A 15,738-nucleotide genomic window follows, 5' to 3' on the forward strand; every position below is an offset into this window, starting at 1 on the left:
TAAAAAAGGGCGCACCATGCGCCCTTATTACGATCATTCACATCACATTTAAATTCGCATACAAATATCCCAATCAAATTCCGTTTCATTAAGGCGATATTTTGCTTTTAAGGCAGGGCCACAAGAATTTGAGCCAATGCCGCTCATTTTGTAATCTACGCACAATACCGTTGAATCACATTCTACTAAATCATAACAATGGGATTTTTCCGTCATTTCTTCTTGCGTATAAGGCAAAAGACTAAAACTAAATGGTGCAGCTGCGGTAATGGTTAACCCATCCGATGTGACAAAATGGGTACCATAATGGCTGTTATTTTCCTGTGGTTTGACATAAGGCATTTGGTAATTGTTTAAATCAATTTCATAATGCCCCAATTTCGCTAAATGATGTTTGTCTATATAGCTTTCTTGCTCGCCATAGCCAAAATATTGCACGTTATTTTGTACTTTAGGCAAGAAGAAACGCAAGCCAAAGCGCGGTAAATAAGGCAAATGAGCCGGACGATTGGCAGTAACTTTTATTGTTAATTCGCCGTCAGTATGAATTTGATAACGAACATGCAACGTTAAAATTCGGCTTTTTGCAGTCGCCACTATGCCTAAATCCGCGTCAATAATGACCGCACTTTCAGTTTGTGACCAACTGATTTGATAAGCACGAGTATAAGCAATGTGATAACCGGCATTTTGCCATTGCTCTCGAATTAAACGATCATTATCTGTTGGTGCACGCCAAATATTGAAATCTAACGGTTGTTCAATAATCGCTTGACCATTTTTAGATATTTCCGTAAAAATGCCTTGATTTTTATTGAACACATAACGATAAACATCATTTTCTATCACAATAGATTGATCATATTCCGTGACTTTTAAGGGTAAAAGCGCGGTCAATTTTTCCGTAGTTTTTGGCTGAACCCAATTTCCACTTCGGAGAATTAATTGGTCAAATCCCAAACGATGGGAATCCTGTAATAATGGATGCTGTTGCGTGCTGATATAGTCTAAATCGAGAGTAACAAAACTCGCATTGTCATCATCACACCATGAAATTGGCAAAAGGGTCGATTCTTTTGGTGGGCAATTCACCTTTAATTCGCCTTGATTTGAAATTTTACCATCGCACATAACGGTATAACGAATCGTGACGGCATCGGCAAGATTCGTAAAATCCCAATAATTTTTTACAAAAATTTTGTCATCATGACGAAACGCACGAATTGGGCGGTTAACATTTTTCAGTTCCAACAAATTGGTATGCGGAATACGATCTTGGGAAACCAAGCCATCCATACAGAAATTACCATCATTCGGCGTATCACCAAAATCACCACCGTAGCCTACGCGACCTGAATTATCCGGCAAATAAGGGGCATGGTCGCACCATTCCCATACAAAACCACCACAGGATTTTTCATATTTTTCAAAGGTTTGCCAGTAATCTTCCGCATCGCCGTTGGAATTTCCCATGGCGTGCGTATATTCGCAAAGAATATAGGGTTTCGTTTTGGTTGGGTCGGTACAATAGCGATCTAAGGATTCCGTTGCAGGGTACATTTCGCTGTAAAAGTCTAAATGGGATACATCATTTTGGTACTGGCTATGCTGATAAATAGAGCTTTCATAATGCACCAAACGGCTTTTATCGCGCTGTTTAATCCAAGCCGCGGCGGCTTCAAAATTTTCGCCGTAACCACTTTCATTGCCAAGCGACCAAATCACGACAGAAGTACGGTTTTTATCACGTTCCACATTGGCAAAAGTGCGGTCTAAAATAGCTGATTTATATTCAGGCGCACGGGCAAAATAACAGAAATTGTCGATGGTTTGCTGACGAATTTTTTCATCATCGTTAACACAAGGATCATTCAGAAAAATGCTTTTTTCGGGTGTGGCTACATAAGCCATACTTGCACCATGGCTTTCAATGTCGCTTTCCGCGATAAGATAAAAACCATATTGGTCGCAAAGTTCGCTAAACCAAGGCGCGTTAGGGTAGTGTGCAGTGCGAATGGCGTTGATATTGTGTTGTTTCATCAAGGCTAAATCTACCAACGCTTGTTCACGGGAAATAGCGTAACCTGTTGCGGGGTCGCTATCGTGGCGATTGACACCTTTAAACTTAATGGCTTGTCCGTTGAATTTTAATACACCATTATCAACTTCAATTTTGCGGAAACCGATTTTCTGTTCAATCACTTCATTACCTGACGCCATGGTTAAGCGATAAAGTTGCGGATTTTCGGCGTTCCATAAAATCGGATTATCCAAAATCAGTGAAAATGTAGTGGCTTGTTGGCGCGCAATTTCAGCCCCTTGGGGATCAAATAACGCAAATTCAATCGCCTGTTTTTCTTGAGCAAATTGTGTTTCTACCGTCAATGTAGCTTGCGTTAAGGCTGAATTTAATTCAGTTTTAATAACGAAATCGTGCAAATAATTTACATCGCGGGTTAATAAATAGACATCACGGAAAATGCCCGACATACGGAATTTATCCTGATCTTCCAAATAACTGCCTGCGCACCATTTTAACACCAGCACATCCAGCTGATTTTTCCCTGATTTTAGATGATCGGTAATCTCAAATTCGTTGGTGCTATGACTAATTTGCCCAAATCCCACAAATTGCTGATTCACATAAACAAAGAAACAGCTATCCACGCCTTCAAAATTGAGTAAATAACGTTTGTCCGCTTGGGGTTCAAAATCAAAGCAATGGCGGTAATGACCACAAGGATTTTCTTTCGGCACAAAGGGCGGATCGAAAGGGAAAGGGTAGTTGATATTGGTGTAATGATGTTGGTCAAAACCCTGTGTTTGCCAATTGGATGGCACGGGAATTTGCGTGTTCAATGGTGCCGTTAAAAAATCTTCGGGCAATGCTTGCACGCTGTGGTAATAGGTAAAATCCCAATTTTTACCTGAAAGTGCGGTAAAAAAAGCGGATGTTTCACGCAAAAGCGAATCGGCATTTTGCCCTTTGGCAAATGGCACAAAATAAGCGCGATGGGGCTGGCGATTGAGATGTAATACTTCAGGGTTTTCAAAATGTTGCGGTAAAATCATAGGAAACTCCATTTTAGCGAGATTGCGAATTTGATTTATGTAATTGATAGCGTTCAGAGAAGGTCATTTTACCTGTTAACGTGAACGCAGAAATTAAAGTAAAGGTAACAGCTATGCAACCTAAAATAAAGTAGGTGTGTTGATAACCGTAAATATCGTAACCGGTGCCAACAAGTGGCGATACAATCATATTACCCACTTGTTTCGCAAAGTGGCAGGCGACTAAATAAATTGTTGCAGAAAAATGCAATTCAAAGGTATTAGCAATATATTTGAATACGCCCACAAGATAAAACGGTACTTCAAACATATGCAAGGTTTTGAGCACAACCACGTGCCATGCTTCAGTGGCAAAAGATGAGCCAATAATGCGAATACTCATAATAGAACCTGCGATCAATAGGGCATTTTTAGCACCAATGCGATTAATAATGAGTGGCACAAAGAACATAATTAAAGCATTTAACATTTCACCGGCTGTTGTGACATAGCCAAACATTTGGATCCCTTCCGCGTGAGAAGTAAAAAAGGTATTAAAGAAGTTACCAAATTGTTGGTCAAAAATATCGTAAATACAAGCTACACCAACCACATAACCCAGCAAAGCCCAAAATTTTGCGCGTTTAAAAATCGCCATAGCCTGTTTTAACGTGACAGGGTTACGATTGGAAACAAGTTGCTCAACTACTTTTGTGGTGGCGCTTTCTTCAGGTTTGGCAAGCGCAATTAATACCAATAGCACCAAAGCCCCCGCAGAACCTAGCCAAAAGACAGAATTCGGGTCAATGCCGTAAAGATTTCCTGCGATAGATGCACAAATTGCCCACCCAAACATACCAAACATGCGCGCACGCCCATATTCAAATTGGCTTCGGCGGCTAATACGTTCAATATAGGCTTCGGAAGCAGGGGAGCCGGCTTGAAATACAAAGCCCATATAAGCCCCACCCACCATTGAGCCTAACCAAATATTGGTTTTAAGCAAGGGGGCAAAGATATAGATAAAAAAGGGGGCGTAAAACACTAAGGTGATGGCTAATACCCAAAGTAGATGTTTTTTTACCCCTAATTTGTCGGAAACATAACCGAAAATAGGTTGAAAGCACAGGGCAAAGAAAGACATCATCGCAAAAACCATCCCTGCATCTTCGCCAGACAGCCCATTAATATCCCCCAGCCAAATGCCTAAAAAAGGATAGCAGGTTGCCATAATAAAAAAGTAAACAAAGAAATACCCACCAAAAAGCCAATAGTTTTTATTGGTTAGATAATAGGCTTGTGCATTTGTTGTTTCCATAGGAACTCCTATAAATAGCTGTAAATTTTGCTGAATGTTAACGTTATCATTTATAAATGACAATAAATTTTTGCGGAAAATGTGAGTTAGATCACATTTTTTAACGTTAACATTTTGCATTTTTGATAGAGATCACAAATTTTAAAGTTAACGTTAACTACAAAGAGAAAAAAAGGTAAGATATAGCCATTAAAAATCCGTAAAAGCGCGGTTAAATTGGGAGTCGTTATGACATCATTAAAAGATGTAGCAAAATTGGCCGGGGTTTCTTTAATGACCGTATCTCGTGCCTTAAATAACCCTGAAAAATTATCGAAATCCACCTATGATGTGGTAAAAAAAGCGATTGATGAGTTGGGGTACGTGCCAAATTTTGCCGCACAAAATATTCGTGGGGTAGCCGGAAAAACGATTGGTGTGCTGTCTCTTGGCACCGCAACCACACCATTTTCGGTTGAAATCTTACTGGCTATCGAAAAAACGGTGCGGAAATATGGTTGGCATTCCTATGTAATTAATACTTTTGAGAATGATGAAGCAGAGCTTGAGCAAGCGGTAGAGCAGCTAATATCCCATCGCCCTAATGCCATTATTATTGCGCGAAATGGGTTGAAAAAGGTCAAAGTTCCTGCAAAATTGCGACAATATCCCATTGTATTGGCAAATTGTGTGACAGATGATGTTGAGGTTGCCAGTTATATTCCTGATGATTTCCATGGGCAGCAAGCCATAGGGGAGTTGTTGGTCAAAAAAGGCTATAAAAAAGCCTTGTTTTTACATATTCCGCGTAACTATATTGCCACAAAAGCCCGTAAAGAGGGATTTGAACAAGCGTTTTTTGCTAAGCAAACTGACCAAAGTGCGGTGAAAATCGATCATTTTTTTATGGAAGATGATGGTGAAGATTATTTTACCGGCGCAAAACCGCTCATTGATTTGCTACAACGTCACAAAAAATTAGATTATGATGTGATTGTTTGTGGAAACGACCGAATTGCTTTTGTGGCGTATCAATTATTATTGCAGCAGGGATATCGTATTCCTGAAGATATCGCGGTAACGGGCTACGACAATATGGTCGGTATAACGCATTTATTTTTACCTTCATTAACCACCGTACAATTACCACATTATGAAATGGGGGAACAAGCGGCATTACATTTAATTGAAGAACGAAATTCAACTGAAACAGTTTTAATTCATTGTCCGGTGATTATCGGTCAATCTTGTTAAAGATTTTCGCCATTCTTAAAATTCATTTCTATAAAATCCGGCAACGTTTATGGGAAAAATTTTTTATTTTTCACGTAGCGTTGTCATTTTATTTCTGATTATTTCAAACCTAAATTCATTAATGCTGAATTAAGCCTTTATATCATCAAAAACCCCTGAATTAATATAGCTACCACAATCAATCATACGAGAGTAGCAAACATCACACAAAAAAAGTGACTTTATCTTGTTATTAATTTAACATAATATAGATTATGCGAAATTAGTTATCTGGTTAGGGAATACTACGGATTAAATAAATCACAAGGTTATCAACAGGTATGTTGTATGGGTAAAGCTAGATGAATTTTGAGTTGAAATGTCATTTTGAACGGTTTTGTGGTGAGGTTTTGCAATGAAATTATAAAAAATACTACCAAGGTGATACGTCAAAAAACTGAGATATTGATTGAGATTTGAGATAAAGATACGAGATTATATAAAATTAAAGACGCCAGGCGTGGCGTCTCTACAATATTACTTTATTGTTATTAATTTTATTTTTAATATACTTTAATACGTTGTCACAAAATAATCACAATAACGTCATCGCATATTCATAAACTTGATGTAATAACTGCAATTTTTCTTCGTTACCTGAATATTCTTGCACTAAATGCTGCATTCGTTGTTCAAAGTCCATTGCGCTTTTTTCTAATTTACGGCGGCGATAACGTTCCCATTGCAGCTGCTCTGTTCTCGTTAAGGTTTTAAAGAAATGACGGGCGCGATAGTGCAACAATAATTTAGGGATGCGCTTATCTTCAAAGGTTAAGCCGTTTTCAAGCAATTTTTCTGGTGGTAATTGGCGTAAAATTGCCATGTTATTTTTATCGTTTGTACTGAAAAAGCCATTGTAAAGTTCAGTCTCTACATTATCGCTTGCTTCAAATTGACGTTCTTCTTTGAAAATCTCTTCAATTTTTGACCGCACACCCGGTGAATGTTGTAACTTTTTAAGATTATCTAGACAATACTGGCGATTAATTCCCAACCTTTCTGCATTTTCAGGCAATAAAACCTTAGCGGGTGCCAGAATTGGGCATTTATTGATATGTACCAATTTCAACGGAACAGGCAAAATGCCTTGTTCTTCCAATTCAGATTTTTTGGTGTATAAATTTTCTCGCAATTCCACCGCGCTTTTTGCTAACAGATCATAAATATTTTGTGATAAATCACAGACAATCACCGCATTTTGGTTGGTAGGATGCCAAGCTATAGGTGCAACCCAAGTACAGTTTCCGCGATAATTACCCAACATGCCTGAAACATGCACCAACGGCGTCATTTCAGCAGTATTAATCAACTTTTCTACTTCCCTTTTACCGCGATTTTCAAAGAAAAATTGGAATAATTTAGGCTGTTTTTCTTTAATAAGCTTTGCCATTGCAATGGTCGCATAAACGTCAGACATGGCATCGTGAGCATTTTCATGGGCAATCCCATTAGCTTCCGTAAGTTTTTCTAAGCGAAAACTTGGCATCCCTTCGTCATCGTAAGCCCATTCAATCCCTTCAGGACGTAAGGCATAACAAGCACGCACCACATCCAACAAATCCCAGCGTGAATTGCCGTTTTTCCAGCTGTATTCATAAGGATCGATAAAATTACGATAAAAGGTGTAACGCGTCATTTCGTCATCATAACGAATATTGTTAAAGCCCATGACGCAAGTATTCGGTTGGCTAAATTCCGCGAGAATTTTGGCGGCGAATTCCGGTTCGCTAATCCCCTTTTCATTACATTCTTGCGGTGTAATGCCCGTTACCAAAACCGCTTCAGGTGACGGCAAATAGTCATTAGTCTGTTTGCAATACAACATCACAGGTTCACCGATTATATTAAAATCTTTATCGGTTCGTATTCCTGCAAATTGTGCCGGACGATCGCTGGCAGGATTAATGCCAAAACTTTCGTAGTCATAAATAAAAAAGCTAAAATCACTCATTAAATTCGTCTAACCTGCCAAAATACTTTATCCCAATAGGCATTATTCAACGATGAATAAATCACACCACCTTTCGTTGATGCATGTAAAAATTGCCCATTTTTCACGTAAATACCAACATGATAGCCATTCGGTCCGCGCCCTGTTTTGAAAAAAACCAAATCCCCTGTTTGAATTTGCGATTTCGGCACTTTCTTACCGTATTTAGCTTGCTCTGTTGTAGTACGGGGTAATTTAATATTAAATCGATCCATAAAAGTCACGCGAGTAAATCCCGAGCAGTCCACCCCACTACGGGTATCCCCCCCTAAGACATAAGGCGTTCCTTTCCATTCTCTTTGCTGCTCGCTTAACAAGGTGATGACCATAATAGGATCGTTTAATTGCCCTTTGTAGCCAATCCCATCATATTCTTCACTACGAAACCCTGAACAGGCTGCAAGTGAAAAAAGTGCGGCAGAAAAAAGCAGCGTTTTAATTGAAATAAGTCTCATATCAATCATTTTGTGACGTTGTATCAAATAACACAAAATAAAGAAAGAAAAGCTACCCTTTCGAGTAGCTTCTATTCATTATTTTGCTTTGGTTTTCTCTACACGAGCGCGTAGTTTTTGTCCTGGTTTGAACACCACAACGCGGCGTGCAGAAACAGGGATGCTTTCCCCTGTTTTGGGGTTACGACCCGGTCGAGATGATTTATCACGCAATTCAAAATTACCAAAACCTGACAATTTTACATCATTGCCTTGTTCCAATGTTGAACGAATTTCTTCAAAAAAACTTTCAACAATCGCTTTGGCTTCCGCTTTTGTTAAACCATGTTTTTTCACAAGGTTTTCTGCAATTTCTATTTTAGTTAACGCCATAATTAATCTCTCAATGTTGCATTAAAACGTTGTTTTAATTCGGTTAATACCACAGAAATTACCGCATTAATATCTTCTTCTTCCAAAGTTTTTTCGGTATCTTGGATAGTTAAGCTAATAGCCAAACTCTTATAACCTTCCGCCACACCTTGACCTTGGTAAACATCGAATAAATTTACTGCTGTTAATTTATCACCGCCTACTGCGCGACAAGCATCTAGTATATCTGTTGCAGGTGTTGTCTCAGCAACAACTAAAGCCAAATCACGGCGGTTAGCCGGGAATTTTGAAATTTCTTTCGCAACAGTCACATTACGTTGCGCGATTTTCTCAACCAAAATTTCAGCCGCAAAAGTTTTACCATTTAAGCCCATTTTTTGCGCAATGCTTGGGTGAATTTGACCCATAAAGCCAATTTCTTCACCATTTAGCATAATAGCGGCTGATTGCCCCGGATGGAAAGCATCATAGGTTTTTGCCACAAATTGTACTTGATTTCCTACCGCAGTTAAGCTGAGTACATTTTCAATGTAACCTTTTAAGTCATAAAAATCAGCAGGTTCTGATTTTAACGCCCAATGTTCATTGTATTTTGCCCCAGTCATCACGACGCCCAAGACAAACTCTTGACGAACACCAAATTCTGCATTTGCATCAGGAACAAAACGTAAACCGGTTTCAAATAAACGCACACGTGATTGCTGACGATTTTGGTTATAAACCACGGCACCTAATAATCCCGTCAATAAAGACACGCGCATTGCGGACATTTCGCTTGAAATTGGATTTGGCAATACCAACGGCGCAATATCCGGATGTAATAGGCTTTGAATTTTTGGATCAACAAAGCTATAAGTAATGGCTTCGTGGAAATCCGCTGACACAAGTGCGGTCTTAATTCGATGAATTTCTAAGTCCGACTCTTTGTGTTCGCGCATACGTAAATGTGCTAATGGTGCGTTATTTGGAATACTGTTATAGCCGTAAATACGCGCCACTTCTTCAATTAAGTCTTCTTCAATTTCAATATCAAAACGCCAGCTTGCAGAAGTCACTGTCCAAATATCGTTTTCATAACGAACAGGTAATCCTAAACGTTGGAAAATATCCGTCACCGTTTCTGTTTCAATATGATGACCTAATAAATTATCTAGTTTTTCACGGCGTAACTGCACGTCTTTCACTTTTGGTAAAGCTTGTTCACTGACAACTTCACAAATTTCACCGGCTTCACCACCACAAATCTCCAATAAAAGTGCGGTCGCGCGTTCCATGGCTTTGTGTTGTAATTCAAAATCCACACCACGCTCAAAACGGTGCGAGCTGTCTGTATGTAAACCATATTGACGGGCACGACCTGTAATTGCCAATGGCGCGAAGAACGCAGCTTCTAAAATCACATCTTTGGTTTCTGCGTTCACACCACTGGCTTGTCCACCAAAAATCCCCGCCATGGCTAACGGACCGGTTTGGTCAGCAATAACCAAAGTATTGCTTTGTAATTTCGCTGTTGAGCCGTCCAAAAGGACTAATTCTTCACCGTCTTTTGCCATACGTACTTGCACAGGCTGCGCCACTTTTGCTGCATCAAAGGCGTGCATTGGTTGGCCCAATTCCAGTAAAATGTAGTTAGTGATATCTACAATCGGATCGATTGAACGAATACCGCAACGGCGAAGTTTTTCCTTCATCCACATTGGTGTGGCGGCGTTGACATTCACATTTTTTACGCTACGTAATAAGTAACGCGGACAAGCTTCCGGTGCTTGTACATCAATCGCCACTTTTTCATCGGAAGTCACATTAACTGACACAAAGTGCGGTGCATTAACAGGTAATTTATTGACCACGCCAATCTCGCGTGCAATCCCCGCAATGCTTAAACAGTCGGCACGGTTTGGGGTTAAGCTGATTTCAATCGCATTATCATTAAGATTTAAATAGTCACGAAAATCAGTGCCAATCGGTGCGTCTGCCGGTAATTCAATAATACCGTTATGATCTTCCGAAATGCCTAATTCGCTAAATGAACACAACATCCCTTCCGAAGGTTGACCGCGTAATTTGGTTTTCTTAATTTTAAAATTACCCGGCAATACCGCACCATCTGTTGCGCAAGCGACTTTCAAACCTTGACGGCAATTTGGTGCACCACAAACAATATCTAATAAACGTTCACCGCCCACATTTACTTTGGTGACACGCAATTTGTCGGCATCAGGATGTTGCGCACATTCCACAACTTCCCCAACAACAACACCGGTAAATTCCCCTGCTGCCGCTTCAACACCATCAACTTCCAAACCAAGCATGGTAATTTGATCGCACAATTGCTCGGTGGTAATCGCCGGGTTCACCCATTCGCGCACCCACTGTTCACTAAATTTCATTCTTCTTTCTCACTTCTTATTTTATTATCGTAAATTTCAAATCTTTGAAAATCGCATTATTAAACTGCGTATCTAATTTATATTCACCGATAGGATCTCTAGCATCAAATTTCCAACAAAACATAAATTGATTATTAGGCATTTCCGCTTTGACCACATTTCTTGTGATTAAATAATTTTTCTTTTCTTCTACGGATTCCACTTTCGCAATTTCAGGTGGAATTTCTAACTCAATTGCAGCTGGTGCTTGTAAATATTGCGCAAAAAGATTGTTGTCTTCAACAACCACGTTTCCCACTGTAACACAAACATTGCGTGCTTTTGAGCGAGATAAACGATTTCCTTTCAATAATTTGGGTTCTTTACCACTTGTATCAAAAACCTGAAGTACTGCAACCGGTTGAATTTGAGAAGATTGTGGCGATGTGGCTTCATTTGCATTAGCAAAACTCACCGCCCCAATGGCCAAACCCAGTGAAAACATGATGAATTTTTTCATGACATTCCCCTATTTAAATTGTTTTAAAAAACGTAAATCATTTTCAAAGAATGAACGTAAATCTGTGACGTTGTAGCGAAGCATGGTTAAACGCTCAACCCCCATACCCACAGCGAAGCCGCTATATTCATTTGGATCAATGCCCACATTGCGTAATACATTAGGATGTACCATACCGCAACCCAATACTTCTAACCATTTACCATTTTTACCCATCACATCCACTTCCGCAGAAGGCTCTGTAAATGGGAAGTAAGATGGACGGAAACGCACTTGCAAATCCTCTTCAAAGAATGCACGTAAGAAATCGTGTAACAACCCTTTTAACTCGGTAAAGTTGGCTTTCTTATCCACATAAAGCAACTCAATTTGGTGGAACATTGGCGTATGGGTTTGGTCGTAGTCATTACGATAAACACGACCTGGTGCCATAATACGAATTGGAGGCTGTTTTTTCTCCATGGTACGAATTTGTACACCTGAAGTTTGTGTACGTAATAATAATTCAGGGTTAAACCAGAATGTATCGTGATCAGCGCGCGCCGGGTGATGTTTAGGAATATTGAGCGCGTCAAAGTTATAGTAATCGCTCTCAATTTCAGGACCACTCTCAACGCTGAAACCTAATTCAGAGAAGAATTTTGTTACGCGTTCAATGGTAATAGAAACCGGGTGCAACCCACCGACATCCACTTTGCGCCCCGGCAAAGACACATCAATACGCTCATTTTCTAATTTAGCATTTAATGCCGCACGTTCAATTTCTTCTTTTTTTCCATTAAGGGCATCCAACACCGCTTGTTTGGCTTCATTAATTTTTGCACCAATGGCCGGACGCTCTTCAGCAGAAACATCACGTAAGCCTTGCATTAATTGGGTGAAATGTCCTTTTTTACCAAAATATTCCACACGGAAATTTTCTAATGCTTCTAAGCCTTTATCCTGTAAATTATCCAGTGTCGCAAGTGCCTGTTCTGTTAATTCTTTAAGGTTTTGCATACCCATCCTTCTTTAATCACAATAATAGTTTCAAAACAGCCCCAATGATAATACTAACTCATTAAAAAATCACGCATTTTCACTGTTTATTTGCGAAATTTGCTGTTGCACGGACAATTTCTCAAAAAATTCACCGCACTTTTCCATTTTTTGTGGCGGCAAACACACATCATAGCACTTACCGTTATACTCAAACGCTAAGCGATAGGCATGCAAATAAGTGCGGTCAATATTTTCCTGATTTCCACCATATAATTCATCCCCTAAAATCGGGCTACCCAAACTTTTCATGGCAACGCGCAACTGATGAGTTTTACCCGTTTGTGGTTTTAAAATAAACAGACGAAGATGAGGTTCGCAGCTGACCGAATAAAATCGGGTAATCGCAGGGTTTTCTTTGCTTTTTAACAACTTCCAAGCACCACGCCGTGCTTTTTCCATATCCCCGATAATCAACCCTTGTTTTTTCTTTGGTTTAAATGCAGATAACGCCAAATAGGTTTTCTGAATTTTATGTTGCGCAAATAAGCCGGATAAAGTCGCTGCCGCTTTTTCATTGCGTGCTAATATCAATAACCCGGAGGTCACTTTATCCAAACGATGAACCAGCCACACTTGCGATAAATTCAACTGTTGCGCTACTAATGTGGTTAAGCCTTGTGCTTCAGTATCCTTATGCACGCTGACGCCATGGGGTTTATTGATAATGATAAAATCATCGGTTTGTATTATAATTTCAAACAATTACATCATCTCACAGAACAAAAAAATATCGGATCATTGTAACACAAGCCCAACTGCTTCTGTTATTTGTACTGCTTATAAAAAATGAGGAATATCTACATGAATACACTTAAACTATTACAAACACGCCGTTCTAATAAAAAACTTGTCGCACCTGCACCAAATCCAGCGCAACTGGAACAGATTTTTCAAGCGGCATTACGCACTCCCGATCACGGAAAATTACAGCCTTATCATTTTATCGTGATTGAAAAAGAAGGCTTAACTCGCTTAGCGACAATACTCAAAGACGATGCCACTGCCATGAATTTGGATGAACGTCAATTTCATAAAATCGAAGGGATTTGTCAAAAACCGATGATTATCGGCGTTGTGGCAAAAATTGATGAACAGGTAGAGAAAGTCCCGGCATGGGAACAGCTCGTCACTGCGGGTTGCGCAGCTTATGGTATCCAACTTGCCGCCCAAGATTTAGGGTTTGACAACGTATGGATTACAGGCAAATGGGTTAACGGCCCAGCTCTACGTCAAGCCTTTAACTGCAATGAACAAGATGAAATTGTGGCATTGATTATGTTGGGAACAGCGGAAGAACGCGTTGAAAAAGAGCCTAAAGCGGGGAAATTAGAGGAATTTGTCAGCTATTTATAGGTTAGACTTTCAGCCCCAGCGGGGCTGGGTTTAATGAACCTAGCACGGCTCGTGCTAGGTTGTTTTATTTTAAAACATCCCAAATTGGCTTCACATTTTCAGGTAGCCACAGGGATTTTCCTAATTCAATCCAGCCGCAAGGAAAATGGAAGTCAGATCCCACAGAACCTAGCAATTCATATTCCTTTGCCCAACGCGCAAGCAAATGACGTTGATCGGCGGTTTGCCCACTGCCTGCCACTTCTAAGCCATCACCACCCCATTCCTTAAATTCAGCAATAAGACGTTTAAGCCAACGCGTAGTCATGGTATAACGCAACGGATGAGCAAGCACGGCTAAGCCTCCGGCTTGATGAATCACATTAATCGCCGTGGGAATATCCACCCAAGCGGATTTCACATAGCAAGATTTACCTTGCGAGAGATATTTTTTAAAGGCTTGATTTTCATTGGACACTTTACCAATTTGCACCAAATAACGGGCATAATGGGCGCGAGTCACTTCCCCATTCGCCAAACTTTTGGCACCTTCAAAGGCGTTTGGCACACCGACTTTTTCCAATTTTTCGCCAATTTCCAGCGCGCGCTGATAACGCGTTTGTGCCTGTTGATTTAAAAGTGCGGTCATTTCTATGGAAGTTTCATCAAAACCTAAGCCCACAATGTGAATACCGCGATTTTCCCATTCTGTCGAAATTTCTACACCATTGATTAATTGTATGCCACATTGTTCAGCTTGCTGTCTCGCTTCAGGAATACCACCAATACTATCGTGATCCGTCAATGCCAACACATTCACCCCTTGCTCAAAGGCGCGTTGAACTAATTCTGTTGGCGTTAACACACCGTCAGATGCAGTACTGTGACAATGTAAATCGTAAATTTTTTCTGTCATTTAATCGCCTGAACCAGCTGTTTAACTAACGCAGGGCCGTGATAAATTAAGCCTGAATAAATCTGCAATAATTCCGCTCCGGCAGCCATTTTTTCTTGCGCATTTTGAACACCGTCAATACCCCCGCTACCAATAATCGGAATAGAACCTTTTAATTCCTGATGTAAACGGCAAATAATTTCCGTACTTTTTTGTTGTAACGGTTTACCGCTTAAACCACCGATTTCATTTGAGTTCGTCAGACCCGCTACGGTATCACGAGAAATCGTGGTATTTGTGGCAATAACACCATCCATTTTGTGACGCTGTAATGTATCAGCAATTTGTACCAGTTCGGCTTCCGTTAAATCCGGCGCAATTTTAACCGCAATGGGCACATATTTATTATATTGATCCGCAAGAATTTTTTGACGTTCTTTAATGCCTTTCAGCAAATCATCTAACGCATCGCCATATTGCAATGTACGCAAATCCGGTGTATTAGGCGAAGAAATATTCACCGTAATATAATCCGCATAGTTATAGGCTTTGTTCAAACAAAAAATGTAATCATCTTTGCCGTGTTCAATAGGGGTAATTTTATTTTTGCCAATATTAATCCCCAACGTACCGTCAAAACGGGCTTTTTTCACATTTTCAATTAAATAATCAATGCCATTATTATTAAACCCATTACGATTAATAATCCCTTCCGCTTCAATAATACGGAATTGGCGCGGTTTGGCATTGCCGTCTTGCGCTAATGGCGTAACGGTTCCCACTTCAATAAAACCAAAGCCCATTGCGCCAAAGCCATCAATTGCTTCCGCATTTTTATCTGCCCCTGCGGCTAAACCAATCGGGTTTTTAAATTTCACCCCCATCACCGTTTTTTCACTGCCTTTCGGACAAGCCAACAGGGTTTTAAGCAGTTGGTTTACCACAGGATAACCTGCCATTTTTAGCGCATGAATAGCAAGATCGTGCGCCGTTTCAGGTTCTAAAGCAAAAATGCCTTTTTTAATCAATGGATATAGCATAATGTTATGTTCTAACTCCGAGTTAAAGTGCGGTTAATTTATTAAGAATTTCAGACCGTTGATAACCCTATACGAGCCGTATA

13 protein-coding genes are annotated in these 15,738 nt (G+C 40.0%); 2 read left to right on the forward strand and 11 right to left on the reverse strand.

Features of this window, described 5'->3' with window-relative positions; translation table 11 throughout:
* Window positions 1-48 precede the first annotated feature (48 nt).
* On the reverse strand, window positions 49-3,072 hold the full coding sequence (locus E7T07_RS07815; RefSeq protein WP_135710557.1) for a glycoside hydrolase family 2 TIM barrel-domain containing protein: 3,024 nt from the start codon (window positions 3,070-3,072) through the stop codon (window positions 49-51).
* A gap of 13 nt (window positions 3,073-3,085) precedes the next feature.
* Complete coding sequence (locus E7T07_RS07820; protein WP_135710558.1) at window positions 3,086-4,369, reverse strand: MFS transporter; 1,284 nt, start codon at window positions 4,367-4,369, stop codon at window positions 3,086-3,088.
* A gap of 228 nt (window positions 4,370-4,597) precedes the next feature.
* On the opposite strand from E7T07_RS07820, the gene E7T07_RS07825 reads away from it, so the two are divergent.
* Window positions 4,598-5,602: a LacI family DNA-binding transcriptional regulator gene (locus E7T07_RS07825; protein WP_135710560.1), complete on the forward strand. Its 1,005-nt coding sequence runs from the start codon at window positions 4,598-4,600 to the stop codon at window positions 5,600-5,602.
* 574 nt (window positions 5,603-6,176) lie between these two features.
* On the opposite strand, the gene sbcB is transcribed toward E7T07_RS07825, so the two are convergent.
* The 7 genes from sbcB to E7T07_RS07860 form a co-directional block, all read right to left on the reverse strand.
* Complete coding sequence (sbcB, locus tag E7T07_RS07830; protein WP_135710562.1) at window positions 6,177-7,592, reverse strand: exodeoxyribonuclease I; 1,416 nt, start codon at window positions 7,590-7,592, stop codon at window positions 6,177-6,179.
* Complete coding sequence (locus tag E7T07_RS07835) at window positions 7,592-8,086, reverse strand: C40 family peptidase (protein WP_135710563.1); 495 nt, start codon at window positions 8,084-8,086, stop codon at window positions 7,592-7,594. Before E7T07_RS07835 ends, sbcB begins: the two co-directional genes overlap by 1 nt.
* Before the next feature lie 78 nt (window positions 8,087-8,164).
* Complete coding sequence (locus E7T07_RS07840; RefSeq protein ID WP_135710565.1) at window positions 8,165-8,458, reverse strand: integration host factor subunit alpha; 294 nt, start codon at window positions 8,456-8,458, stop codon at window positions 8,165-8,167.
* Between the two features lie 2 nt (window positions 8,459-8,460).
* The gene (gene pheT, locus E7T07_RS07845) at window positions 8,461-10,848 is read right to left on the reverse strand and encodes a phenylalanine--tRNA ligase subunit beta (RefSeq protein ID WP_135710567.1); all 2,388 of its coding nucleotides are present in this window, start codon (window positions 10,846-10,848) and stop codon (window positions 8,461-8,463) included.
* A 16-nt stretch (window positions 10,849-10,864) separates the two neighbouring features.
* The gene (locus E7T07_RS07850) at window positions 10,865-11,347 is read right to left on the reverse strand and encodes a PM0630 family protein (RefSeq protein ID WP_135710568.1); all 483 of its coding nucleotides are present in this window, start codon (window positions 11,345-11,347) and stop codon (window positions 10,865-10,867) included.
* Between the two features lie 9 nt (window positions 11,348-11,356).
* The gene (gene pheS, locus E7T07_RS07855; protein ID WP_135710570.1) at window positions 11,357-12,346 is read right to left on the reverse strand and encodes a phenylalanine--tRNA ligase subunit alpha; all 990 of its coding nucleotides are present in this window, start codon (window positions 12,344-12,346) and stop codon (window positions 11,357-11,359) included.
* A gap of 69 nt (window positions 12,347-12,415) precedes the next feature.
* Complete coding sequence (locus E7T07_RS07860) at window positions 12,416-13,090, reverse strand: TIGR01621 family pseudouridine synthase (RefSeq protein ID WP_135710572.1); 675 nt, start codon at window positions 13,088-13,090, stop codon at window positions 12,416-12,418.
* 99 nt (window positions 13,091-13,189) lie between these two features.
* Between E7T07_RS07860 and E7T07_RS07865 the strand changes: the two genes are divergently transcribed.
* A complete protein-coding gene (locus E7T07_RS07865; RefSeq protein WP_135710574.1) occupies window positions 13,190-13,741 on the forward strand; it encodes a nitroreductase family protein in 552 nt (183 codons plus the stop codon).
* Between the two features lie 64 nt (window positions 13,742-13,805).
* On the opposite strand, the gene rnm is transcribed toward E7T07_RS07865, so the two are convergent.
* Both rnm and pyrD read right to left on the reverse strand, forming a co-directional pair.
* A complete protein-coding gene (rnm, locus tag E7T07_RS07870) occupies window positions 13,806-14,636 on the reverse strand; it encodes an RNase RNM (RefSeq protein ID WP_135710576.1) in 831 nt (276 codons plus the stop codon).
* Entirely contained in the window at window positions 14,633-15,655 is a 1,023-nt protein-coding gene (pyrD, locus tag E7T07_RS07875; RefSeq protein WP_135710578.1) for a quinone-dependent dihydroorotate dehydrogenase, read from the reverse strand. Before pyrD ends, rnm begins: the two co-directional genes overlap by 4 nt.
* Window positions 15,656-15,738: the final 83 nt, after the last annotated feature.

Source organism: Actinobacillus porcinus (assembly GCF_901764995.1).
Taxonomy (GTDB): domain Bacteria; phylum Pseudomonadota; class Gammaproteobacteria; order Enterobacterales; family Pasteurellaceae; genus Exercitatus; species Exercitatus porcinus.

What these genes read in the sequence shown, in the direction of transcription:
- E7T07_RS07815 (WP_135710557.1), bottom strand. Translation starts at nt 3,072, where the DNA reads ATGATTTTACCGCAACATTTTGAAAACCCTGAAGTATTACATCTCAAT.
- E7T07_RS07820 (WP_135710558.1), bottom strand. Translation starts at nt 4,369, where the DNA reads ATGGAAACAACAAATGCACAAGCCTATTATCTAACCAATAAAAACTAT.
- E7T07_RS07825 (WP_135710560.1), top strand. Translation starts at nt 4,598, where the DNA reads ATGACATCATTAAAAGATGTAGCAAAATTGGCCGGGGTTTCTTTAATG.
- sbcB (WP_135710562.1), bottom strand. Translation starts at nt 7,592, where the DNA reads ATGAGTGATTTTAGCTTTTTTATTTATGACTACGAAAGTTTTGGCATT.
- E7T07_RS07835 (WP_135710563.1), bottom strand. Translation starts at nt 8,086, where the DNA reads ATGAGACTTATTTCAATTAAAACGCTGCTTTTTTCTGCCGCACTTTTT.
- E7T07_RS07840 (WP_135710565.1), bottom strand. Translation starts at nt 8,458, where the DNA reads ATGGCGTTAACTAAAATAGAAATTGCAGAAAACCTTGTGAAAAAACAT.
- pheT (WP_135710567.1), bottom strand. Translation starts at nt 10,848, where the DNA reads ATGAAATTTAGTGAACAGTGGGTGCGCGAATGGGTGAACCCGGCGATT.
- E7T07_RS07850 (WP_135710568.1), bottom strand. Translation starts at nt 11,347, where the DNA reads ATGAAAAAATTCATCATGTTTTCACTGGGTTTGGCCATTGGGGCGGTG.
- pheS (WP_135710570.1), bottom strand. Translation starts at nt 12,346, where the DNA reads ATGCAAAACCTTAAAGAATTAACAGAACAGGCACTTGCGACACTGGAT.
- E7T07_RS07865 (WP_135710574.1), top strand. Translation starts at nt 13,190, where the DNA reads ATGAATACACTTAAACTATTACAAACACGCCGTTCTAATAAAAAACTT.
- rnm (WP_135710576.1), bottom strand. Translation starts at nt 14,636, where the DNA reads ATGACAGAAAAAATTTACGATTTACATTGTCACAGTACTGCATCTGAC.
- pyrD (WP_135710578.1), bottom strand. Translation starts at nt 15,655, where the DNA reads ATGCTATATCCATTGATTAAAAAAGGCATTTTTGCTTTAGAACCTGAA.